This window comes from Cupriavidus sp. 05T42 (assembly GCF_056396345.1).
Map to the genome: position 1 here is coordinate 167,100 of NZ_JBFTLH010000011.1, position 21,359 is coordinate 188,458.

17 protein-coding genes are annotated in these 21,359 nt (G+C 67.4%); 10 read left to right on the forward strand and 7 right to left on the reverse strand.

From position 1 onward, the window contains the following. Positions 1–69 precede the first annotated feature (69 nt). The 5 genes from AC1EJR_RS16925 (at position 70) to AC1EJR_RS16945 (ending at position 5,586) form a co-directional block, all read left to right on the forward strand. Positions 70–1,371 (forward strand): MFS transporter, encoded by a 1,302-nt coding sequence (locus AC1EJR_RS16925; protein WP_092297379.1) that lies wholly within the window; start codon positions 70–72, stop codon positions 1,369–1,371. A 25-nt stretch (positions 1,372–1,396) separates the two neighbouring features. After that, positions 1,397–2,590 (forward strand): serine hydrolase domain-containing protein, encoded by a 1,194-nt coding sequence (locus AC1EJR_RS16930; protein ID WP_477105680.1) that lies wholly within the window; start codon positions 1,397–1,399, stop codon positions 2,588–2,590. A 63-nt stretch (positions 2,591–2,653) separates the two neighbouring features. Further along, on the forward strand, positions 2,654–3,382 hold the full coding sequence (locus AC1EJR_RS16935; RefSeq protein WP_477113429.1) for a maleate cis-trans isomerase family protein: 729 nt from the start codon (positions 2,654–2,656) through the stop codon (positions 3,380–3,382). A 27-nt stretch (positions 3,383–3,409) separates the two neighbouring features. After that, complete coding sequence (gene hydA / locus AC1EJR_RS16940) at positions 3,410–4,828, forward strand: dihydropyrimidinase (RefSeq protein ID WP_477113430.1); 1,419 nt, start codon at positions 3,410–3,412, stop codon at positions 4,826–4,828. A gap of 11 nt (positions 4,829–4,839) precedes the next feature. Further along, positions 4,840–5,586 carry an aspartate/glutamate racemase family protein gene (locus AC1EJR_RS16945; RefSeq protein ID WP_441592949.1) on the forward strand — a complete coding sequence of 249 codons (747 nt, stop codon included), beginning with the start codon at positions 4,840–4,842 and terminating at the stop codon, positions 5,584–5,586. On the opposite strand, the gene AC1EJR_RS16950 is transcribed toward AC1EJR_RS16945, so the two are convergent. From AC1EJR_RS16950 to AC1EJR_RS16970, 5 genes are all read right to left on the reverse strand, one after another. Further along, positions 5,583–6,656 (reverse strand): alpha-hydroxy acid oxidase, encoded by a 1,074-nt coding sequence (locus tag AC1EJR_RS16950; protein WP_092297388.1) that lies wholly within the window; start codon positions 6,654–6,656, stop codon positions 5,583–5,585. The genes AC1EJR_RS16945 and AC1EJR_RS16950 overlap by 4 nt on opposite strands. Before the next feature lie 5 nt (positions 6,657–6,661). Next, the gene (locus AC1EJR_RS16955) at positions 6,662–7,348 is read right to left on the reverse strand and encodes a Fe2+-dependent dioxygenase (protein ID WP_092297391.1); all 687 of its coding nucleotides are present in this window, start codon (positions 7,346–7,348) and stop codon (positions 6,662–6,664) included. Between the two features lie 58 nt (positions 7,349–7,406). Beyond that, positions 7,407–9,680, reverse strand: a complete 2,274-nt coding sequence (locus tag AC1EJR_RS16960; protein WP_441592940.1) for a TonB-dependent receptor — start codon at positions 9,678–9,680, stop codon at positions 7,407–7,409. 220 nt (positions 9,681–9,900) lie between these two features. After that, positions 9,901–11,304 (reverse strand): ATP-binding protein, encoded by a 1,404-nt coding sequence (locus AC1EJR_RS16965; RefSeq protein WP_477113431.1) that lies wholly within the window; start codon positions 11,302–11,304, stop codon positions 9,901–9,903. After that, positions 11,301–12,041, reverse strand: a complete 741-nt coding sequence (locus tag AC1EJR_RS16970; RefSeq protein ID WP_477113432.1) for a response regulator — start codon at positions 12,039–12,041, stop codon at positions 11,301–11,303. The genes AC1EJR_RS16965 and AC1EJR_RS16970 overlap by 4 nt, the downstream gene beginning before the upstream one ends. A 194-nt stretch (positions 12,042–12,235) precedes the next feature. Here AC1EJR_RS16970 and AC1EJR_RS16975 point away from each other — a divergent pair, with 194 nt between their 5' ends. The 5 genes from AC1EJR_RS16975 to AC1EJR_RS16995 all read left to right on the forward strand — a co-directional run bounded on the left by AC1EJR_RS16975 (position 12,236) and on the right by AC1EJR_RS16995 (position 19,238). Next, a complete protein-coding gene (locus AC1EJR_RS16975) occupies positions 12,236–12,748 on the forward strand; it encodes a sigma-70 family RNA polymerase sigma factor (protein ID WP_092297402.1) in 513 nt (170 codons plus the stop codon). After that, positions 12,741–13,727: a FecR domain-containing protein gene (locus AC1EJR_RS16980; RefSeq protein WP_454757726.1), complete on the forward strand. Its 987-nt coding sequence runs from the start codon at positions 12,741–12,743 to the stop codon at positions 13,725–13,727. Before AC1EJR_RS16975 ends, AC1EJR_RS16980 begins: the two co-directional genes overlap by 8 nt. A 100-nt stretch (positions 13,728–13,827) precedes the next feature. After that, on the forward strand, positions 13,828–16,068 hold the full coding sequence (locus AC1EJR_RS16985; protein ID WP_477113433.1) for a TonB-dependent receptor: 2,241 nt from the start codon (positions 13,828–13,830) through the stop codon (positions 16,066–16,068). Positions 16,069–16,120: 52 nt separating this feature from the next. Beyond that, complete coding sequence (locus AC1EJR_RS16990; RefSeq protein ID WP_477113434.1) at positions 16,121–18,454, forward strand: TonB-dependent siderophore receptor; 2,334 nt, start codon at positions 16,121–16,123, stop codon at positions 18,452–18,454. Between the two features lie 280 nt (positions 18,455–18,734). Beyond that, the gene (locus AC1EJR_RS16995) at positions 18,735–19,238 is read left to right on the forward strand and encodes a helix-turn-helix transcriptional regulator (protein WP_092297411.1); all 504 of its coding nucleotides are present in this window, start codon (positions 18,735–18,737) and stop codon (positions 19,236–19,238) included. A 21-nt stretch (positions 19,239–19,259) separates the two neighbouring features. On the opposite strand, the gene AC1EJR_RS17000 is transcribed toward AC1EJR_RS16995, so the two are convergent. Beyond that, positions 19,260–19,820: a Fur family transcriptional regulator gene (locus AC1EJR_RS17000; RefSeq protein WP_441592944.1), complete on the reverse strand. Its 561-nt coding sequence runs from the start codon at positions 19,818–19,820 to the stop codon at positions 19,260–19,262. Between the two features lie 172 nt (positions 19,821–19,992). Beyond that, positions 19,993–21,357: a UDP-glucose dehydrogenase family protein gene (locus tag AC1EJR_RS17005; RefSeq protein ID WP_477113435.1), complete on the reverse strand. Its 1,365-nt coding sequence runs from the start codon at positions 21,355–21,357 to the stop codon at positions 19,993–19,995. Between the last annotated feature and the right edge of the window lie 2 nt (positions 21,358–21,359).

A 21,359-nucleotide genomic window follows, 5' to 3' on the forward strand; every position in this document is an offset into this window, starting at 1 on the left:
ACAGTTGCGCGACACCCGGATTAGAAACGCCTCGACAACGCAGCACCAAGGAGCAAGGAGACCCCCGTCATGCCATCCACGAGCCAGGCCGCCGCCACCATGCCGGCCCCGCGCAGCACCGTCCGCTGGAAGATCTTCCTGATGATGCTGTTCCTGATCGCGATCAACTACATCGACCGCGCGTCGTTGTCCGTGGCCATGCCGCTGATCGCGAAGGAGTTTGACCTCAGCCCCACCATGCAGGGCCTGATCCTCAGTTCGTTCTTCTGGACTTACGCCCTGATGCAGGTGCCGGGCGGCATGCTGGCGGACAAGTACAAGCCGCGCATCGTGATTGCCTGCGCCACCGTGTTCTGGGGCGCGTTCCAGGCCATGGCCGCCGTGTGCACCAGCGCCACGACGTTGCTGCTGACCCGCCTGGGCCTCGGTGCCGCCGAGGCGCCGATCTATCCGGCCGGCGGCAAGCTCAACGCCATCTGGATGACGCAGAACGAACGCGGCCGTGGTGCCACGCTGCTTGATGGCGGCGCGCCGCTCGGTGCCGCGCTGGGCGCCATCATCATCACCTGGCTGATTGCCGCGCTCGACTCCTGGCGCCTGGCCTTCGTCGTCGCCGGCGTGGGCACCGTCATCGCCGGCGCCGTGGCCTGGTGGTACATCCGCAATTCCCCGCGCCAGCACCCGGGCGTCAACGAACTCGAGGCCCGCTATATCGAGGAAGCCCAGGCCAGCGAGCATCGCGCCGAGCCGGCCAACCTGTCGGGCCGTTCGCTCGATTTCTTCAAGTACCGCTCGGTCTGGTGCATGGCCATCGGCTGGATGTGCTTCAACACCGTGTTCTACGGCCTGCTCACCTGGATGCCCAACTACCTGAACAAGGTGCACGGGTTCGACATCAAGGCGATGGGCGGTGCCAGCTTCATCATTTTCTTCAGCGGCTTCGTCGGCGAACTGATCGGCGGCTGGATCGCGGACAAGTGGAAGGAGGCCGGCGGCCGCCCCAACGTGGTGATGCGTACGCTGTTCGGCATCGCCGCCGTGGTCGCCACCGTGTCGATTTTCTCCGTGGCCTATGTCACCAACGCCACCGTGGTCGTGGCCCTGCTGTCCTCCACGCTGTTCTTCCTGCGCTGGTGCGGCCTGTTCTGGTGCATCCCGTCGATCCTGGGTACCCGTGACAAGATCGGCTTCCTGGGCGGCGTGATGAATCTCGGTGGCAATATCGGCGGCATCTGCGTGCCGATCATCGTCGGCATGATCGTGCAGTTCACCGGCTCGTACTTCCTGGCGCTGATGTTCTTTGCCGCCGCCGGCGTGGGCCTGCTGCTGTCGTCCACGGCTATCGACTACGAAAAGAAGATCCCGGTCTGACGGGCATCGGCTGGAGGAGACCATCATGCAACGATTCCACCCTGTCGTGGCGGCGCTGCTGGCCGCTGGCGCCTTGCTGGCCCAGCCGGCCATGGCCGGCACCGCCACTGCCACCGTCGAAGGCATTCCCACGGCACAGCCCGAGTCGGTCGGCGTGGATTCCACGCGGCTCGTCGCCTTGTCCGAATGGATCCGGCGCGACAAGCTCGACGTGCGCAGCCTGCTCGTCATCAAGGACGGCAAGATTGTGTTCGAGCGCTACGGCGACGGCCTCTCGCGGGACTACAACCACGAGCTTTACTCCGTCACCAAGTTCATCAGCGCGCTGCTGGTGGGCACGCTGGTCGGCGACGGCAAGCTCAGCGCGAGCGACGCGCCGGCCCCCAGGCTGGCCGCCGCGCGCCCCGACCTGGCCCCGTCACTGGCGGACAAGCAGCAGATCCAGCTCCGGCACCTGATGTCGATGTCGAGCGGGCTGTCGTACAAGCTGGTGGAGGGCACCGACACGCTGTACTACGGCGTGCCGGACCGCCTCAAGGTGGCCGCCTCGGCCAGTGTGCGCGCCAGGCCCGGCACGGAGTTCGACTACATCGACGTCAACCCGGTGCTGGTCGGCGCCACGATCAGCCAGGTCACGGGCATGCCGGAGCAGCAGTACGCCGCGCAGCGCCTGTTCAAGCCGCTGGGGATGTCGCACTACCGCTGGGACGGTGCCGACGGCAAAGGCGCGGTGTCCGGTGGCTGGGGGCTGCGCCTGCGCTCGCTCGACATGGCACGGCTCGGCATGCTGATGCTGAACCAGGGCCGCTGGAACGGCCAGCAGATCGTGCCCGCCTCGTGGGTGGCCCAGATGACCACGCCGTCCGGCCCCGCCGGGGACTATGGCTACTACTGCTGGGTCAACAACATCGTCAAGAGCGAGCGCGAGTTCAGCGCGATGGGCTACAAGGGCCAGTTCATCACGGTGCTGCCCAAGCAGAACGCGGTGATCGTCATGAACAGCATCATGTCGACGCAGGGCGGCCTGCGCGATGCGAAGTACCTGGACCTCTATCGCCAGATGGTTAACGACTACGTGCTTCCCGCGCTGCAGGCCGGCAACACCGTCAAGCCGGACGCCGCGCGACAAGCCGCGTTGAAGCGGGAACTGGAGCTGGCGCGTACCAGCCAGGGCGTGCCCGGCACGCAGCTCGCCTTCAACGACAAGCCCGAACAATAAAACCAATACAACCCGCAGAGGCGCCGCTCCCAGACGGTGCCCGCAAACTCCTGAGAACCAACCATGAGCAAACAGATTCGCCTTGGCATGCTGACGCCGTCTTCCAACACCGCGCTGGAGCCTATTACCAGCGCGATGGTCAGCGGCTTGCCCAACGTCAGCGCGCATTTCTCGCGCTTCACGGTCACCGAGATTTCGTTGCGTGACCAGGCGCTGGGTCAGTTCGACCTGGAGAAGATCCTCGCGGCGGCCCGCCTGCTGGCCGATGCCCGTGTCGACGTGATTGCGTGGAACGGCACGTCGTCCGGCTGGCTCGGCTTCGACCGTGACCAGGCGCTGTGCAAGCAGATCACCGAAGCTACCGGCATTCCCGCCACCACTTCGGTCCTGGCCCTGAACGAGATCCTCGAGAAGACCGGCGCGCGTCGCTTCGGCCTGGCCACGCCCTATCTCGATGACGTGCAGCAGCGCATCATCGCCAACTACCAGCGCAGCGGCATCGACTGCTCGGCGGAGCGCCACCTGGACCTCCACGTGAACTACAGCTTCGCCGAGGTCGAGGAAGACACCATCCGCACGATGGTGCGCGCGCTGGCGAAGGAGAACGTGCAGGCCATCTCCACGTTCTGCACCAACCTGCACGCCGCCCATCTGGCGGAGGAACTGGAAGCCGAGACGGGCATCCCGCTCTACGACACGATCTCCACGGTCGTGTGGAAGTCGCTGCGCCTGGCCGGCGTGGACACCCGCACCCTGAAGGGCTGGGGCCGGCTGTTCCGCGAAGTCGAGTAAACAAGGCCGCGTAACGGAGGGATGACCATGCCTGCAGACAACATTCTTGACCTCGTGATCCGCAATGCGGACGTGGTCACCGCTTCGGACCGCTTCCGCTGTGACATCGGCGTGCGCCACGGCCGCATCGTGGCGCTCGGGCACGACCTGCCCGCCGCCGCAACGGAAGTCGACGCCACGGGCCTGCTGGCCTTGCCCGGCGGCGTCGACGGCCATTGCCACCTGGACCAGCCCATGCCGGAAGGCATGCGCATGGCCGACGATTTCTTCACCGGCACGCGCGCGGCGGTGTGCGGCGGCACCACCACGGTGATCCCGTTCGCCGCGCAGGAGAAGGGCCATTCGCTGCGTGCGGCGGTGGCCGACTACCATCGCCGCGCCGAGGGCCGCGCGGTGATCGACTACGCCTTCCACCTGATCGTGGCGGACCCGACGCCCGCCGTGCTGCAGGACGAACTGCCGGCGCTGATCCGCCAGGGCTACAGCTCGTTCAAGGTCTACATGACCTACGACGACCTGAAGCTGTCGGACCGCGAAATGCTGGAAGTGCTGGACGTGGCCCGCCAGAACAAGGCGCTGGTGATGGTGCATGCCGAGAATGCCGATTGCATCTCGTGGCTGACCGACAAGCTGGTCGGCGAAGGCCGCATCGCGCCGCGCTTCCACGGGCTGGCGCGCCCCGCCGTGGTGGAGCGGGAAGCCACGCATCGCGCGATCTCGTTCGCGGAACTGGTCGATGTGCCGATCCTGATCGTGCACGTGTCCGGCAAGGAAGCCATCGAGCAGATCCGCTGGGCGCAGGGCCGTGGCATGAAGATCCTCGCCGAGACCTGCCCGCAATACCTGTACCTGACCGCCGAAGACATGGGCCTGCCCGGCGACGACGGCTACGAAGGCGCCAAGTGCGTGTGCAGCCCGCCGCCGCGCGACCCGGAGAACCAGGCCGCCGTGTGGCGCGCGCTGGCCAACGGCGTGTTCAGCGTGTTCTCGTCCGACCACGCCCCGTTCAACTACGACGATCCCGAGGGCAAGAAGCTCGGCGGGACGGCGCAACCGTTCGACCACATCCCCAACGGCGTGCCCGGCATCGAGACCCGCCTGCCGCTGCTGTTCGATGGCGTGACGCGCGGCAAGCTGTCGCTGCACCAGTTCGTCGAATTGACGTCGTACCGGCCGGCCAAGCTGTACGGGCTCTATCCGCGCAAGGGCACCATCGCGATTGGCGCCGATGCCGATATCGTGCTGTGGGATCCGGCGCGCCAGGTGCGCATCGCCAATAGCAACCTGCACCACGCCGTGGACTACACGCCGTACGAGGGCATCGAGGTGACCGGCTGGCCGATGACCACCTTCTCGCGCGGCGAAATGATCGTGCGCAATGGCGAATACCTGGAACCGACGGCCGGCCGTGGCCGGTTCCTCGAAGCGGGCCAACCCGAGATCTGATGGCGCAAACCATGAACCTGTTGATCGTCAATCCCAATATCAGCGCGTCGGTGACCGACCTGATCCACGCGGAGGCGCAGCGTACCGCCGCGCCGGACACCCGCATCACGATGGCCACGGCGGCGTTTGGCGTGGCCTATATCGAAACCCGCTTCGAGGCGCTGGTGGGCGGCTATGCCACCGCGTGCGCGGCGGCCGAGCATGCCGGCCAGTTCGACGGGCTGGTGGTCGCCGCCTTCGGCGATCCCGGTCTGGCCGGCCTGAAGGAGCTGTTCGATGTGCCGGTCGTCGGCATGACCGAAGCCGCGCTGGCCAGCGCCTGCCTGCTGGGGCAGCGCTTCTCGATCATCGCGATTTCGCATCGCATTGAAGCGTGGTATCGGGAGTGCGTGGCCGCCAATGGCCTGACGTCGCGCCTGGCCAGCATCCGCTCCTTGCAGTCGCCGCTGCGCGATATCGGCAGCGTGCAGGAGGACCACGCGGAACGGCTGGAGGCGATGAGCCTGCAAGCGGTGCGCGAGGACGGCGCCGATGTGATCATCGTGGCCGGTGCGCCGCTGGCCGGGCTGGCGCGCTCGCTCAAGGGGAAGATTCCGGTGCCCGTGGTGGATGGCGTGAGCAGCGCCGTGCGGCACTGCGAGTCGCTGGTGGCCCTGCAGGCCGGCAGCGCGCGGGAGGGCAGCTTCGCGCGGCCCCCGCAGAAGCCCAACACGGGCTTGCCACCGGCGCTGGCGCGGCTGCTGGCAGAGGGCCGTTAGAGCACGCTGGAAGGGCCGATGGCTGCGAGCGTGGGGCAACCCGCCAGCGCCATGGCCACTTCCAGTTCGGCTTGTAGCAACGTCAGCATATGGGCCACGCCGGGCATGCCGCCCACGGCCAGCGCATGCAGTACGGGCTGTCCGACCAGGACGGCCGAAGCCCCGAGTGCGATGGCCTTGACGATATCCGTCCCACGCCGCACGCCGCCGTCGAGCAGCACCGGCACGCGGCCGGCCACCGCCGTGGCGACGGCGGGCAGGCAGTCGATGGTCGCGGGAACGGTGTCCAGCGTCCGGCCCCCATGGTTGGAGACGATGATGCCCGAGACGCCGGCGTCCAACGCCGGGCCGACATCGGCCGGATTGAGCAGCCCCTTGACCAGCACCGGCAACGCCGTCTGCCGGCACAGCGCCTCGACATCGGCCCAGGTGGGCGCGTGGTCCAGCATGCCCTGGAAGACCGGGCTGCCGTGCGTGGCCCGGGCGGGCGGATTCGGCGGAAAGGCGTCCAGGTTCACCGGCCGGACATCGTCCGGCAGGCGGAATCCCGCACGCTGCTCGATATTGCGGATGCCGCTGACAGCGGCGTCGATGGTCAGGACGATCGCCTTGTAGCCGGCCTGTTCGGCCCGGCGCACCAGCGCCTGCGTGTCCTGCGGCCGGGTCTGGAAATAGAGCTGGAACCAGAGCGGCACCGTCGCGGCACGCGCGACTTCCTCCAGCGTCACGCTGGCCTGCGTGCTGACCGTCATCCACGTGCGCGTCAGCGAGGCCGCCTGCACCGTGGCCAGTTCGCCGTCCGGGTGCACCAGCTTGTGATACGCGGTGGGGGCCATCAGGATCGGATAGGCCAGCGTCTCCCCGAACAGGGTCTGCTGCGCGGACGCTCCCGACAGTTCGACAAGCGCCCGTGGCATCAGCCGCAGGCGCTGGAATGCGGCGCCGTTCTCGCGCTGCGTGATGCCATCCGCCGCCGCCCCGGCGATGTAGGCCCGGATCGACGGCTCCACCCGTGCGTGGAAGTGGCGCTCATAGTCGCCCAGCGACACGGTGTCCGGGGGAATCTGCATCGCGCTCACAGCTCGGACCAGCGCCTGAGCAGGTTGTGATAGTGGTTGACGAGGGACAGCACGGCAGGCTTGTCATCGCCCAGTTCCTTGCGGATCTCGATGATCGCCAGGTCCAGTTCGTAGAGCATGCTGCGCTGGCCCTCGTCCTTGACCAGCGACTGAGCCCAGAAGAACGACGCCCAGCGCGCGCCGCGCGTGACGGGCGTCACGGCATGCAGCGAGGACGCCGGATAGACCACCAGATGCCCCGCCGGCAGCTTCACCGAGTGGGAGCCGTAGAGATCCTGGATCACCAGTTCGCCGCCATCGTATTCGTCCGGATCGGACAGGAACAGCGTGCTGGACACATCGGCGCGAATCCGCATGCCGCCCGTGCCGGGCACGGTGCGGATGGCGTTGTCGACGTGGTTGCCGAAGGTCATGTCGCTTTCGTAGCGATTGAACATCGGCGGCAGCACTCGCAGCGGCAGCGCGGCGGAGTGATAGCGCTCGCTGCGGCCCAGGGCATTGAGAACGAGTTCGCCGAGTTCCTGCGCCTCGGCGCTCTCGACGGGAATCTGCAGGTTGCGCTTGGCCCTGGCGGCGAGGTCACCGGCCGACACGCGCCCGTCGATCCATTGCGATTGCTCGAGGCGGCCTCGGCAATACTGGATCTCGGCAGGGGTCAGCACATCGGGAATCTGGACAAGCATGGCGTTTGAGACGATGAAACGGTGAGGGCCGGCTGTCCGGCCGGCCCGGTACTTCAGCTTAGAACGTCATGCCGACGTTCAGCAGGAACGTGCGGCGCGAGGTCGGCACGGCACGCACGGCACCGAACGACGACTGGTAGTTCAGGTGGTTCGTGAGATTGTAGCCGTTCAGGGAGATGCGGTACTTGCCCTGCTTGTAGCCGATCATGGCATCCAGCGAGAAGTTGTCCGGCATCTTCGTGGTATTCGCCGAATCCGCCCAGTAGCCGGTGGCGTACTGCAGGCCGCCGCCGATGGTCAGTTGGCCCGGCACCGGCAGGATCGAGTGGGGGATGTCGTACGCGGTCCACAGCGTAACGTTGTGACGCGCCACGCCCGGCGCCACGTTGCCCACCGTGGAAGCGGTGGAGGCCGACGTGACCTCGCCGTTCAGGTAGGCGTAGGCCACGTTGGCCGTCCAGCCGCCGACGATGCGCCCGCTCAGGCCCAGTTCCAGGCCACGGATGCGGCGGCCTTCGCCTGTATCAGAGAAGCCGTTGGTGATGTCGCCGGTGGTCGGGTCCACCGTGTAGGCGTTGGTCTTCTTCGTCTGGAAGAGGGCACCGGTCACGCCCAGGCGCTTGTCCAGGAAGTCGAGCTTGGCGCCCACTTCGATGGTGTCCGCGCGTTCCGGCTCGCTGTTGACGCCGTTCTGCGGCACTTCCGAGGCCACGCCGCCTACCGCCACGGCGATGTCCGTGCCGACCGGGCGATACGTGCGCGAGAACGACGTGTAGAACATGTAGTCCTTGGTCGGCTCCCAGATCGCGCTGATGGCCGGGCTCAGCTTCTTCGAGTCGGCGGCGCCGCCCAGCGACGAGGCGCTCGTGGCGTACTCGCTGCGGAAGTAATCCCAGCGCAGGCTGCCGAGCACCGAGATCTGTTCGGTCAGCCAGACGCGATCGTTCATGAACACGCCAACGTCGATGGCGTTGGCATCGCGCGTGCTGTTGTAGGCCACCGTGGCGTTCGGGCTGTTGTAGAAGACCGGGTTCACCACCGTCTGGTTGTTCATGCGGCCGGTCCACGTGCCCTGGTCGCGGTGATCGCGCTGGTACATGGTGTCCAGGCCGACCATCGCCTTGTGGCGGAAGCTGCCGGTATGGAACTCGCCCTTGGCGCTCAGCACGTTCTGGACGCCCCAGCCGCGCTGCAGGTAGCTCGAGCCGCCGCCGGCACCGTAGGACAGGGCCACGTTGCGGCCTGCCATCAGGGACTGGAGGTTGGCGTAGGACAGGGCGGCCGGGGCGGTCGACGAGAAGTCGCGCTCGTAGAAGCTGAAGCGCGTGTCGTTGCTGATGGTGATGCCGTTGTCGAGGCGCGTGAAGAAGTTCGACGAGACGATGTGCGCGTCGGTGGTGTCGCGGTCGGTGTTCCGGATGTACGAGGTGGAGGACGAGATGCCCGGCACGCCGTACTGCGTCAGCGGGCGATAGATGCCGTCGGCACCGGCCGCGACGGGCACGCCGTAGTCCGGCGCGCCGCTGCGGTGCAGGTAGGAGTAGTTAAGGTGCCATTCGGTGCTGGTGCCCAGACCCGTGCCGAAGTCGATGGCCACGCCGCGACGGTCGTCGTCCACGTGATCGCGATCGGCCACGCGGCCGTTCTGGAACACGCCGTTCACGCGCAGCGCCGTCGTATCGTTCAGGCGGAAGTTGCTGTCCAGCGTGGTGCGATAGGTCGCGTCCGTGGCGAAGCCCTGGTCGATGCTGGTGCTGGTGTTCAGGTTGGCTTTCTTGGTGGTCTGGTTGATCAGGCCACCGATGTTGCCCACGCCGAAGCTCTCGCCGGACGGGCCCTTGATGACTTCCACGCTCTCGGTATTGAACGCGTCGCGCTTGTAGGCGCCGAAGTCGCGCAGGCCATCGACGTAGATATCGCCCTTGGCCGACAGGCCGCGAATGCGGAACTGGTCGCCGTTCTGGCCGCCGTTGCCTTCCCCGGTGGAGATGGTGATGCCCGGCACGTTCTTCAGGATCTGCTCCAGCGACGTGGCGTGCTGCTGCTCGATGATCTCCTGCGGCACCACGTTGATGGTCTTCGGCGTTTCCTTGACCGTGTCCTGCAGGCGGGAGATGCCCAGCGTCGCCTCGTTGGTGTTGCGCGAGGACTGGCCGACCACGGTGACCGGGGGCAGGACGTTGCTGGGCTTGGCCGTGCCGGCGGGCGCGTCTTCCTTGCCTGCCGTCTGGGCGTGGACGGCCAGCGGCAGGGTGGTGGCGGTCATGACCAGGCCTGCGGAGGCGCCCGAGACCAGCAGGCGGATCGCGCCCGATATTGCTTTTTGTTGCACTGTGACTCCAGCTTGATTGACAACGGACTTGACGTTCTGCCGTGCCCAAACTGGACCAGAGACCTTCCCCGTCAGAAGGTGGAATGCACATCGCCGCCGATAAGGCGGGCACTAGTCATCACGTCAAAATGAGAATGATTAGCATTTAATGTTGTCCGAGTTTGTTCGATTGTGGCGAAATGTTGCAGCGCTGTGAAAAGCGACGGCGGCGGGCCGGCGCCTAGTTCGGCAGTTCGATCACCGCACGCAGGCCGCCTTCCCGGCGATTTTGCAATGTGACGTCTCCGCCATGTGCGCGAATGCAGGAGCGGGCGATGGCCAGCCCGAGGCCCAGTCCGCCCCCCATTCCACCCGTGTCCATGCTGCGTGCGGAGTCCAGCCGGGCAAACGGCTCGAAGACCCGGCCCAGATGTTCCGGCGCGATGCCGGGGCCGCTGTCGTCGACCTCGATCCGCAAGGTCTGGCCCAGCGTGTCCGCCAGGACCGTGACGCACACGGCGCCGTAGCGCGCGGCGTTGTCGATCAGGTTGTTCAGCGCGCGCTTCAGATGCACGGGGCGGCAGCGGTAGAACGCCGCCGTATCCACGTGCGCGCTCCAGGCGACGTCGCGGCCCTGGATGCGGTGGCTGTCCACCACGTCGCCAACCAGTTCCCCGATCGGCACGTCCTGCGTGGCCTCCTGCAGGGCATCGTCGCGGGCAAACTGCAACGTTTCCTCCACCATTACGCTCATTTCCTCGAGCGTCTGGATCATGGCCTCGCGCAGTTCGGCATCGTCGATCAGCTCTACCCGGATGCGCAGCGAGGTCAGCGGCGTCCGCAGGTCATGGCCGATGGCGGCAATCATCTGCGTGCGCCCGTTGACGAAGCGCACCAGGTTCTCCTGCATGTCGTTGAATGCCTGGGTGATCTCGCGCACGCCGCTCAGCCCGTCCGGCCGGGGCAGCACCACCTGTTCGCCCCGGCTGACGCGCCGGGAGGCTTCCGTGAGCAGCCGGAGCGGCCGCATGATGCGCCGCCCGAACAGCAGCGCAATGAGCGCCGTGGGCAACATGCCCACCAGCAGCGAGAAGGTCAGCACCCGGCTCCAGTGGGCGGGCAGCATGGTGGGCCAGTGCCGGCTCTCCAGCCATTGCCCATCGGCGAGTTTGAGATCGACATCGAGCGCCCACGCGTGCGTGCCGCGGAATTCCCGCTCCAGCCAGTTGCTGTTGCCGGCCACGCGCTGGGCGGATTCCACCTGCCGCAGCTGGACCTTGACCGACCCATCGGCCGGCAGCTTGAGCAGGGTGCGCAGCCGCTGCGCCAGCGCGCGTTCCTGGTCGCTCGGCTCGGCGATATCGGCGGGATCGGCATGATCGGGGCGCGGCGCGGTGGCCAGCCGGAACGTGGAATCCGGCAGGCTGATGTCCTCGAGCAGCATGTCCGGGTCGGCCGAACGGCCCACCGCGCGGTAGGCGGACTGGATCCGCGTCTCGATCGAGCGGACGTACAAGGGGTGGATGGTCTCGTTGTCGGCACGCCACCAGGACAGCACCAGCACGGCGATGACATGGGCGGCCAGCATCGCCAGCAACCACAACGCCACGAGTTGCCCGGACAGGCTGCGCGGCAACCACTTCATGATTTTTCGACCGTGACCCGGGTGGCGAGCAGGTAGCCGTCGCCGCGCACGGTTTTCAGCATGGCCGGGCGCCGGGGGTCGCATTCCAGCTTCTTGCGCAGCCGGCTGATCTGGCTGTCGATGCTGCGATCGAACGCCACAGTGTCGGTGCGCTGGGTCAGGTCCAGGATCTGGCTGCGGCTCAGCACGCGGTTGGGGTGCTCCAGCAGGGCGCGCAGCAGGTGATATTCGGCGGTGCTGAGCGGCACTTCCTCGTCGGAGGGATTGCGCAACTCGCGGGCGCGGGTGTCGAGAATCCACCCGCTGAAGAGGAAGCGGACTTCGGAAGGCGCCGGCGCGCGCCAGGCATCGGCGGGCGGTACGGGGGCCTGGTTACGGCGCAGCACGCTGCGGATCCGGGCCACCAGTTCGCGGGGGTCGAAGGGCTTGACCACGTAGTCGTCCGCGCCAATTTCCAGTCCGGCGATGCGATCCGCCTGATCGGTCACGGCGGTCAGCAGGATCACCGGGGTGCGCAGATGTTCGGACACATAACGGCACAGCGACAGGCCGTTCTCGCCGGGCAGCATCACATCGAGCACGATGAGACTGAAACTGCGCGCCTCCAGCCGTTCGCGCATGGCCCGGCCATCCTCCACTGCCTCGACTTCAAAGTCGAAGCGGCGCATATAGGTGGCTAATGGGTCACGTATGTTCTTGTGGTCATCGACCAGGAGGATGCTGGGGCGTACATCCATGGCAGGGCAGTACGAAATAAGAATCATTCTATTTTACCGCAAAGCCGCTTGCGTTCCCGGAATCGCCCACGCCAAAGCTGTTGTTTGTGCGCGAAGCGGCGGCGGCGCGCTTGCCGGGGGCTTGCCCATCTTTTAAGATTGGAACAATTCTCATTTGTGTTTGGCTGCGCCAGGCATTTCACTCCCGAGGGCGCATGGCTGCCGCCGCTGAACCCGCAATCCAGGAACACGTCGACGCGCTCTACCAGGGCCACCACCGGTGGCTGCAGGGATGGCTCGGTCGCAAGCTTGGCAATGCCTGCGATGCGGCCGACCTCGCGCAGGACGTTTTCGTGCGCCTGCTGTGCCGGCAGCCCTGCGAGGTGCAGGAGCCGCGCACCTACCTGAGCGCCATCGCCAACGGTCTGGTGATCGACCTGTGGCGGCGCCGGGAACTCGAGACCGCCTGGCTCGAGACCCTCGCCCAACTGCCGGAGGCCCACGCGCCATCCCCGGAAAGCCGGCTCCAGTTCCTCGAAGCCCTGATCGCCATCGACCGCATGCTCGATTCGCTGAAGCCCAAGGTGCGCACCGCGTTCCTGTGGGCGCAGCTCGAAGGGCTGACTTGCCGGCAGATCGGGGAGCGCATGGGCGTCTCGCTGGCCACCGCCGAGCGCTACGTCGCGGCGGCGCTGCGGCAGTGCTACGCCATGCGCTTCGATGTCTGAGGCCGACGCGCCATCCATTCCCCTGCCTATCGTCGATCGCGCGATCGACTGGGCGGTCAAGCTCAACTTTGGCGAGCCCGACCCCGCCGCGCAGCGGGCGTTCGAGCAATGGCTGCAGGCGGACCCGCTCCACGGCGCGGCATGGCGGCGCATCCAGTCGATGCGGGCGGAGTTTTCCGGCGTGCCGTCCCGGCTGGCCCTCGATACCCTCCAGTCCGCCGATGCCCTCCGGGCCGCGCGCGCCCGCAAGCGCCGCCAGGTACTCCGCGTGATGGCGCTGGCAGGCGTGAGCGTCGTTGCCGCGTCCGGCGTGCGCGAGCTGGCGCCCTGGCAGCGCTGGGTGGCGGACGCGAGTACCGCCACGGGTGAGCAACGAACGCTGCGGCTGGCGGACGGCACCACGCTGGTCTTGAACACGGATACCGCCGTCGGCATCGCGCTGGAGGCGGACCGCCGCGTGATCACGCTGCGCCGGGGCGAAATCCTCGTCACGACGGGGCACGACGACCGCCCATTCTGGGTCCGCACGCCATCCGGCAGCATGCGTGCGCTGGGCACGCGGTTCATGGTCCGGCTGGACGGCGACCGCTCCCGCGTCAGCGTGCAGGAGGGCGCCGTGGCGCTGCATCCGGGTGGCGGCGGGGCCGGCGACATCGCCCGGCCGGGCACCACGTGGTGGCTGGCCGAGGACAGCGTCGCGCTGGCCCCGGCCCAGCCGTTCGCGGCCGATGGGTGGGCGGAAGGAGTGATCGCCGGCAACGACATGCGCCTTGCCGATGTGCTCGCCGAACTCGCGCGCTACCGGACCGGGCGCCTCGTCTGCGATCCACGGGTGGCCAACCTGCGGGTGTCCGGCGCCTATCACGTCGACGATACCGATAGGGCGCTGGCCTTCCTGTCCCAGACCTTGCCGGTCAGGGTGTCCTATCGCACCCGCTTCTGGGTCGTGGTGGGGCCGCAAGATGGCAGTGGCGGCTAGCCGTGGCCGTCTCGCTAAAAAAATCAAGAAATGTTGAGGGGATCTGGATTCTCGTCCGGCCTGTTCTTCAGGAACTCCATTCATACCGGAACAGGGAATCATGCTCGTCAACCGTCTTGCCACTATCGCCCGTACCCCCCGCCTTGGCAGCGCGCCGCAGCTCACGCCGCTGACACTGGCCGTGCACGGCGCCGTCCTGTGTCTTGGCCTGATCGCCGGGGCCGCGCAGGCTCAATCGCCGGCCGCCGCTCCAACAACCGCTCCGACCACCGCACCGACCGCCGCCCCGGACGCGCCGACGCTGCCGGCCGTCACGGTCTCCGCCAGCACCGAGGGCGACCTGCCGCCGGCCTACGCGGGCGGTCAGGTGGCGCGCGGCGGGCGCATGGGCATGCTGGGCAACAAGGACGTGCTGGACACGCCGTTCGCCACCACCAACTACACGTCCCAGCGCATCGAGGATCAACAGGCCGTGACGCTGGCTGACGTGCTGAACAGCGACCCCTCGGTCCGCTTCACCGGGCAGACTGGTGGCGTCACGGACTCGTTCTTCATTCGCGGATTCCCGATCAACGAGGGCAATCTGTCCGAGATTGCGTTCGATGGCGTCTATGGCGTGTCGCCGAACTACCACCTGTTCACCGAATACATCGAACGCGTGGAAGTGCTGAAGGGCCCCGGCGCGCTGCTGTATGGCATGTCGCCGAACAGCGGCGTGGGCGGCGTGGTGAACATCGTGCCCAAGCGCCCGCTGGCCACCGACCTGACGCGCTTCACGCTCGATTACGCCTCCGACGCCCAGGTGGGCGGCGCGGTGGACCTGAGCCGCCGCTTTGGCGAAGAGAAGCAGTGGGGCATCCGCTTCAACGGCCTGCACCGCCAGGGCCCGACCGCGCTGGACAACCAGAAGTCCCGTGCCGAGGTGGCCGCGCTCTCGCTCGACTACAAGAGCGACCGCCTGCGCGCCTCGCTCGACGTGATCGAGCAGTACCAGTGGATCGACGCGCCGACGCGTCCGTTCCTGGTCGCCGCCGGCATTCAGGTGCCCGACGCCCCGGACGGCCGCCGCAACGTGACGCAGCCCTGGGGATGGTGGAAGTCCAACGACATCTCCACGTTGCTGCACGCCGAGTACGACGTGACCGACAACGTGACGATCTTTGCCGACGCCGGCGGCACCCGTTCCGACGTGGCGCGCCTGTCCGACCAGACGCCGACCATCCTGAACAGCAGCGGCGCGACCTCGGCCGTGCCGCAGAACTGGAAGTTCCAGGTCAACCGGTCGACCTTCGATACCGGCGTGCGCACCAAGTTCGAGACCGGCCCGGTCCGCCACGCGCTGGCGCTGCAGGCCAACCTCTATATGGACCGGATTGCCAACGCCAACGTGGCCGGCACGCCGGTGCTGTCCAATATCTACGCGCCGGTCGACCGCCCCGAGCAGCACATCGCCACGCCGCAACGGGTGCCGAAGGTATCGGACTCCACGCTCTCCGGCGTGGCGCTGGCTGACACGCTGAGCGCGCTCGATGACCGCGTCTCCCTGACCCTCGGCCTGCGCTACCAGCAGGTGAAGTCGGGCAACTACAACGCCAGCGGCGTGAAGACCGCTGACTACGACGAGAGCGCGGTCACCCCGCTGGCCGGCATCGTGTTCCGTCCGTGGCAGCAGGTGTCCTTCTACGCGAACTACGTGGAAGGGCTGAGCAAGGGCGACATCGCCCCGGCCACGGCTGCCAACGCCGGGCAGGTGTTCTCGCCCTACAAGACCAAGCAGAAGGAGGTGGGTGTCAAGGTCGACACCGGCAAGATGATGGCCACGCTGGCCGCGTTCCGCATGAACAAGCCCAGCGGCCAGCTCACCGGCACGATCTACAACGTCGACAGCGAGCAGCGCAACCAGGGCCTGGAGCTGACCCTGTCCGGCGAGGTGGTCAAGCACGTGCGCCTGCTGGGCGGCGTGACCTGGCTCGATGCCGAGCTGACCCGCACCAACAGCGCCGCCACGCTCGGCAACCGTCCGGTGGGCGTGCCTACCGTGATGGCCAATGTCGGCGCGGAATGGGACCTGCCCTGGGTGCCCGGCCTGACGCTGACCAGCGCGGTCAACTACACCGGCGGCGAGTACGTCAACCAGGCCAATACGCAGCGCGTGCCGTCCTGGACCACGGTGGACTTCGGGGCGCGCTACCGCACCTCGGTGTATGGCAAGCACACGACCTTCCGGGCCGGCCTGTTCAACGCCTTCAATCGCAACTACTGGTCCGGTGTTGCATCTTATGGAACCATTTCCCTCGGTGCGCCGCGTACCTTCCTGGCTTCGGTTTCCGTGGACTTCTGACGCATCGCCGGGGTGGTCGCTGACCGCCCTCGGCCTGGCCGTCTCCTCCGCGATGTCACTGTCGGCGTATGCCGAGGTGGCGCAGGTGGTCGGGCTGGCTGGCCAGGCCGGAACCTTCTCCATCGCGCCGGGCCCGCTGCACGCCACGCTGCTGCGGTTCGCGCGCGAGACCGGCATCGATCTTTCCTACGACACGGCCCTGCTCGGCGATTTGACGAGCCCGGGCCTGCACGGCACCTACACGATTCCCGATGGCGTGCGTGCGCTGCTCGAAGGCAGCGGCCTGCAGGCCGTGGCGCTGCCCGGCGGCGGATTTGCCGTGCGACGCGTGCCGACGCTGCCGACCGTGACCGTGACGGACGCGGCGCTGCACCCGGGGCAGCCGGCGCCCGGGTTTGCCGGCGACCAGATTGCGCGGACGGCGCGCCTCGGCATGCTGGGCGATACGGATGTGATGGACGCGCCGGTGCAGGTCCTCAGCTACACCGACACTGCCATCCGCGACCAGCAGGCGCAAACCGTGGGCGACATGGTGGCGAACGACGCCTCCGTGCGCTTCGCCAGCCAGCCCGGTGGCATCCTTGACGCCTTCACGATCCGCGGCTTCCCCGTGAACAGCGGCAACTTCGGCGAGGTGGCGCTGGACGGCATGTATGGCGTGGCGTCCAACTACCGCGTCTCCACCGGCTATATCGAACGCATCGAACTGATCAAGGGGCCCACCGGCCTGCTGACGGGCATGGCGCCGGGTGGCAGCGTCGGGGGCAGTCTCAACATCGTTCCCAAACGGGCCACGGACGCCGACCTGACCCGCGTGACGCTGGACTACGCCACGGCCGCGCAGCTGGGCGGCAATCTCGATCTGGGCCGGCGCTTCGGCCCGGGCGGCGCCTTCGGCGTGCGGGTGAACGGCAACTACCGGGCGGGCGAGACGGGGCTGGACAACCAGTCGCGCAATGCCGGCGCCGGCGCACTGGCGCTGGACTATCGCGGCCAGCGCCTGCGCGCGACGCTCGATGTCATCGACCAGTACGAGAAGATCCGCGCGCCGTCGCGGCTGCTGCATATCGTGCCGGGCATCGAGGTGCCCGAGGCGCCCAATGGCCGGCGCAACATCACGCAATCGTGGGAAAACTCGCGTATCCACGACCAGTCGCTGCTGGCCCGGGTGGAATATGACGTGGCCGACCACGTCACGTGGTTCGCCGGCGCGGGGGGCGGGCGGACCCGCGTGGCCCGGCTGTTCGCCATCACGCCGACCATCGTCAACGCAGCCGGGGACGTGCTGGCGTCGGACTCGAACTATCGCTTCAACGTGGCCCGATCCAGCGCGGAGACCGGGCTGCGCGCCCGCTTCGATACCGGCCCGGTGCGCCACCGGGTCAGCGTGGTGGTGAATGCCTACCGGGATCAGCTCGACCGCAATCTGGTGAGCAGCGCCACGATCTCGCAGACGAACATGTACAACCCGGTGCCGCTGCCGGCCCAGGCCATCGACGCCCCGGCGAACGTGCCGAAGGTCTCGGAGAACTGGCTCTCGGGTGTGGCGCTGGCCGATACGCTGTCCATGTGGGATGAGCGCGCGCAGCTGACGCTCGGCCTGCGCCACCAGCGCGTGCGGTCGGAAAACTTTCTGCCGACCGGCGGCACGGCGTCCAGCTATGACCAGACCGCGCTGACGCCGATGGTGGGGCTGGTGGTGAAGCCGGCGGATCATGTGTCGGTGTACGCGAACCGGATCGAAGGGCTGAGCCGGGGCGACACTGCGCCCAACAGCGCCAGCAACGCCGGCGAGGTCTTCGCGCCCTACAAGTCGCGCCAGTACGAGGTGGGGGTCAAGGTCGAGGGGCGGCAGGTCATCGGCACGATCAGCGCGTTCCAGATCACCAAACCGGGCGGCCAGATAACGGGGGCGGTGTTCACGGCCGATGGGGCGCAGCGCAACCGGGGGCTGGAGTTCGCCCTGTACGGCACCCCGGTGACGGGGCTGCGCCTGCTGGCCAGCGCCATGGTGCTGGACGCCACGGTCACGGGCAGCACCGCGCCCGGCACGCAAGGCAAGGCGCCGATCGGCGTGGCGCCGCTACAGGCCAATTTCGGGGCGGAATGGGATACCGGCATGCTGCCGGGGCTGACGCTGACCGGCGCGGTGGCCTACACGGGCCACCAGTATGTGGATGCGGAAAACACCCAGCGCATTCCGCACTGGACCCGCCTCGACCTCGGCCTGCGCTATCGGACCACGGCGCAGCGCAAGCCGGTGGTGCTGCGGCTCAATGTCCGCAATGTGCTGAACACGCGCGGCTGGGCGGCGGTGGATGCCTACGGTGGCCTGGCTATCGCAGACCCACGGACCGTGCAGGTGTCGGTCTCGATGGACTTCTGAGGACGCTAGCGACGACGGCGACGTAGGCGGCAAACCGGGCCGGGGCGTTGCCGCCCGGGCCCGGTTGCGCGTGTCGGAGGTACTGTCAGTGTCCTCGGTGATTCAGTGCGGCTTGGAAGCCTGCCAGGACGCCGGCGTGCGCCTTTTCATCCACTTGGAGGCCCGCTTCGCGGATGGGGTTCGTCTCGTCTTTTCTTCAAAACGAGAAACAGTTACATTTCAATTCACCCGTTCCCACCCCGGCTCCGGCGCCATGCCGCGAGCCCGACATCTGCCCTCCATGCCGCCGAAGTTTCTGTTCCTGCTTGCTGTGTTTCCCGCCTATCAGATCTGGGACATCTGGCAACTGCATGGCGCGGTCGGCGTCAACTACCACCTCTTGGCCGAGACGGCAGCTACCGTCGTGTTCCTGTGGATCCTCACCGTCGTCTGGCGCGAGCGTCGCCGGACCGCGCGGGAGTTGGCCGAGCTGAAGACCTCGCGGCTGGCCGGGGAGCGCGCGGCGCAGGAGCGCGATGCCACGGCGCGCCAGTCGACCCGGGACTTCCTGAAGCAGATGCAGGCCCAGTTCGAGGCATGGCGGCTGACGCCAGCCGAGAAGGAGGTGGCGCTGCTGCTGGTGAAGGGGCTGTCGCTGGAAGCGATTGCGGGGCTGCGGGAGAGCGGCGCCAAGACGGTGCGCCAGCATGCCGCGAACATCTATGCGAAGGCCAAGCTGGAAGGGCGCCATCAGCTGGCGGCTTACTTCCTGGAAGACTTGATGGCGCCAGTCACGGTGGACTGAGCCAGCCGCCAGCCAACTACCTTAGCGGGCGCTGATATCGATGGCGCCATCAGCCTGGCACGCCGCGCAAAGGCCGACCCAGGCGGTCTGGACCAGCGCGTTGGGCGTCAGCCCGTGGCGCAGCAGGCGCCGGTTTTGCAGCGAGATCAGCGGGTCGTCGTGGATTTCCTCGATCCGCCGGCATTCGGTGCAATAGAAGTGGGCGTGCGCGGAATGGTCGGGCAGTTCGTAGAAGTTGATGCCGCTGCCCGAGCTGGGCACGAAGATCCGGGCCAGCAGGTTCAGGTGGGCCAGTTCATGGATGGCGCGCCGGAAGGTCGAGATGCCGGTGGCATCCGGCAGCCGCGTCATCGCGGCGCAGAGCTGCTCCGGGCTCATATGCCGGACGGGATGCTTGCGCAGCAACAGCAGGACCAGCCGGCGGGAGATCGTCGCAGGCAGGCCGGCGCGCCGCAGTGTCTCGTGGATCCACGCCGCATCTTCCCGCGAGCAGGTGACAGGGAGGGCGCGACCGTCCTCGGTCGGGGTGGACGGCGTCACCTCGTGCTGGAGTTCGGTTCTTCGCGCGGCAGAAACTTTCATCCTCGGGCTACGTGGCATGTCAGGGCGGCCGCGTGGGAACGCGACCAGATCGAGAATGCTAATAAGAACCGCCGCACGCTCGGGGCGGCCGCGGGGCCTTCAGGCACAAATGTCCCGTGGCTGGAGGCCGAAATCCGACGGTACGGGACAAATAGCCCGGACGATTTGTGACTTAAGCGGCATTTATCGTACCGCGCCCGATGGCGTGGTACTCGATGCCGGCGGCCGCCATGGCTTCCGGGTCGTACAGATTCCGGCCGTCGACGATGACCGGCGCCTTCAGGCTGGCGCGGATGGCGCGGAAGTCCGGGCTGCGGAAGACCTTCCACTCGGTGGCGATCACCAGCGCGTCGGCGCCCCGCAGGGCGTCCATCTGGGCATCGCAGAAATGCACCCGGGCGAAGCCGCCGGGGATGTCCGCAAGATCCGTCTCGATCACACGGCGCGCTTCGGGCATCGCCACCGGGTCGTGCACGCGCAGCGCGGCGCCGCGCGACACCAGCTCGCGCGCCAGCACCCGCGAGGGCGCTTCCCGCATGTCATCGGTATTCGGCTTGAAGGCGAGGCCCCAGATTGCGAAGGTCTTGCCGGTCAGGTCTTCGCCGAAGCGCTTGATCACCTTGTTGGCCAAGACCTGCTTCTGGGCGTCGTTGACGGCCTCCACGGCCTCCAGCACCCGCATCGGTTTGCCGTACGAGGTGGCCGTGCGCATCAGCGCCTGCACGTCCTTCGGGAAGCACGAGCCGCCGTAGCCGGCGCCGGCGTACAGGAAGCTGTAGCCGATGCGCGGGTCGGAGCCGATGCCGAGTCGGACCAATTCGATGTCCGCACCGACCTCGTCAGCCAGGTTGGCCAGCTCGTTCATGAAGGAAATACGCGTCGCCAGCATCGAATTGGCCGCGTATTTGGTGAACTCGGCCGAGCGCACATCCATATAGAAGGTGCGCTCGTGGTTGCGGTTGAACGGCGAGTACAGCTCGCGCATGATGGCCTTGGCATGGCGACCGGCCACGTCGGGCGAGCAGCCCAGCACGATGCGGTCCGGGCGCATGAAGTCTTCCACGGCGGCGCCTTCCTTCAGGAACTCGGGGTTTGAGACCACCGAGAACTGGAGGTCTTCCAGCCCGCGGGCGGCCAGTTCCTCGCGGATGACGGCGGCGACGCGGTCGCCGGTGCCCACTGGGACCGTGGACTTGTCCACCACCACCTTGAGCCCGGTCATGTGGCGGCCGATATTGCGCGCGGCGGCCAGCACGTATTGCAGGTCCGCCGAGCCATCCTCGTCCGGCGGCGTGCCCACGGCGATGAACTGCACGTCGGCGTGCTCCACGCTGGCGGCCACATCGGTCGAGAAGGTCAGGCGGCCGGCGGCGCGGTTGCGCTCGATCAGTTCCTTGAGACCCGGCTCATAGATCGGCACGCCGCCCGCGTTGAGCATGGCGATCTTGCGTTCGTCCACATCGAGACAGAACACCGAATTGCCGAGTTCCGCCAGACAGGCGCCGGTGACCAGGCCGACATAGCCGCTACCGATAATTG

What these genes read in the sequence shown, in the direction of transcription:
- AC1EJR_RS16945 (WP_441592949.1), top strand. Translation starts at nt 4,840, where the DNA reads ATGAACCTGTTGATCGTCAATCCCAATATCAGCGCGTCGGTGACCGAC.
- AC1EJR_RS16955 (WP_092297391.1), bottom strand. Translation starts at nt 7,348, where the DNA reads ATGCTTGTCCAGATTCCCGATGTGCTGACCCCTGCCGAGATCCAGTAT.
- AC1EJR_RS16965 (WP_477113431.1), bottom strand. Translation starts at nt 11,304, where the DNA reads ATGAAGTGGTTGCCGCGCAGCCTGTCCGGGCAACTCGTGGCGTTGTGG.
- AC1EJR_RS16925 (WP_092297379.1), top strand. Translation starts at nt 70, where the DNA reads ATGCCATCCACGAGCCAGGCCGCCGCCACCATGCCGGCCCCGCGCAGC.
- AC1EJR_RS16975 (WP_092297402.1), top strand. Translation starts at nt 12,236, where the DNA reads ATGGCTGCCGCCGCTGAACCCGCAATCCAGGAACACGTCGACGCGCTC.
- AC1EJR_RS16985 (WP_477113433.1), top strand. Translation starts at nt 13,828, where the DNA reads ATGCTCGTCAACCGTCTTGCCACTATCGCCCGTACCCCCCGCCTTGGC.
- AC1EJR_RS16930 (WP_477105680.1), top strand. Translation starts at nt 1,397, where the DNA reads ATGCAACGATTCCACCCTGTCGTGGCGGCGCTGCTGGCCGCTGGCGCC.
- AC1EJR_RS16935 (WP_477113429.1), top strand. Translation starts at nt 2,654, where the DNA reads ATGAGCAAACAGATTCGCCTTGGCATGCTGACGCCGTCTTCCAACACC.
- AC1EJR_RS17000 (WP_441592944.1), bottom strand. Translation starts at nt 19,820, where the DNA reads ATGAAAGTTTCTGCCGCGCGAAGAACCGAACTCCAGCACGAGGTGACG.
- AC1EJR_RS16980 (WP_454757726.1), top strand. Translation starts at nt 12,741, where the DNA reads ATGTCTGAGGCCGACGCGCCATCCATTCCCCTGCCTATCGTCGATCGC.
- AC1EJR_RS16990 (WP_477113434.1), top strand. Translation starts at nt 16,121, where the DNA reads ATGTCACTGTCGGCGTATGCCGAGGTGGCGCAGGTGGTCGGGCTGGCT.
- AC1EJR_RS16970 (WP_477113432.1), bottom strand. Translation starts at nt 12,041, where the DNA reads ATGGATGTACGCCCCAGCATCCTCCTGGTCGATGACCACAAGAACATA.
- AC1EJR_RS16950 (WP_092297388.1), bottom strand. Translation starts at nt 6,656, where the DNA reads ATGCAGATTCCCCCGGACACCGTGTCGCTGGGCGACTATGAGCGCCAC.
- AC1EJR_RS16995 (WP_092297411.1), top strand. Translation starts at nt 18,735, where the DNA reads ATGCCGCCGAAGTTTCTGTTCCTGCTTGCTGTGTTTCCCGCCTATCAG.
- hydA (WP_477113430.1), top strand. Translation starts at nt 3,410, where the DNA reads ATGCCTGCAGACAACATTCTTGACCTCGTGATCCGCAATGCGGACGTG.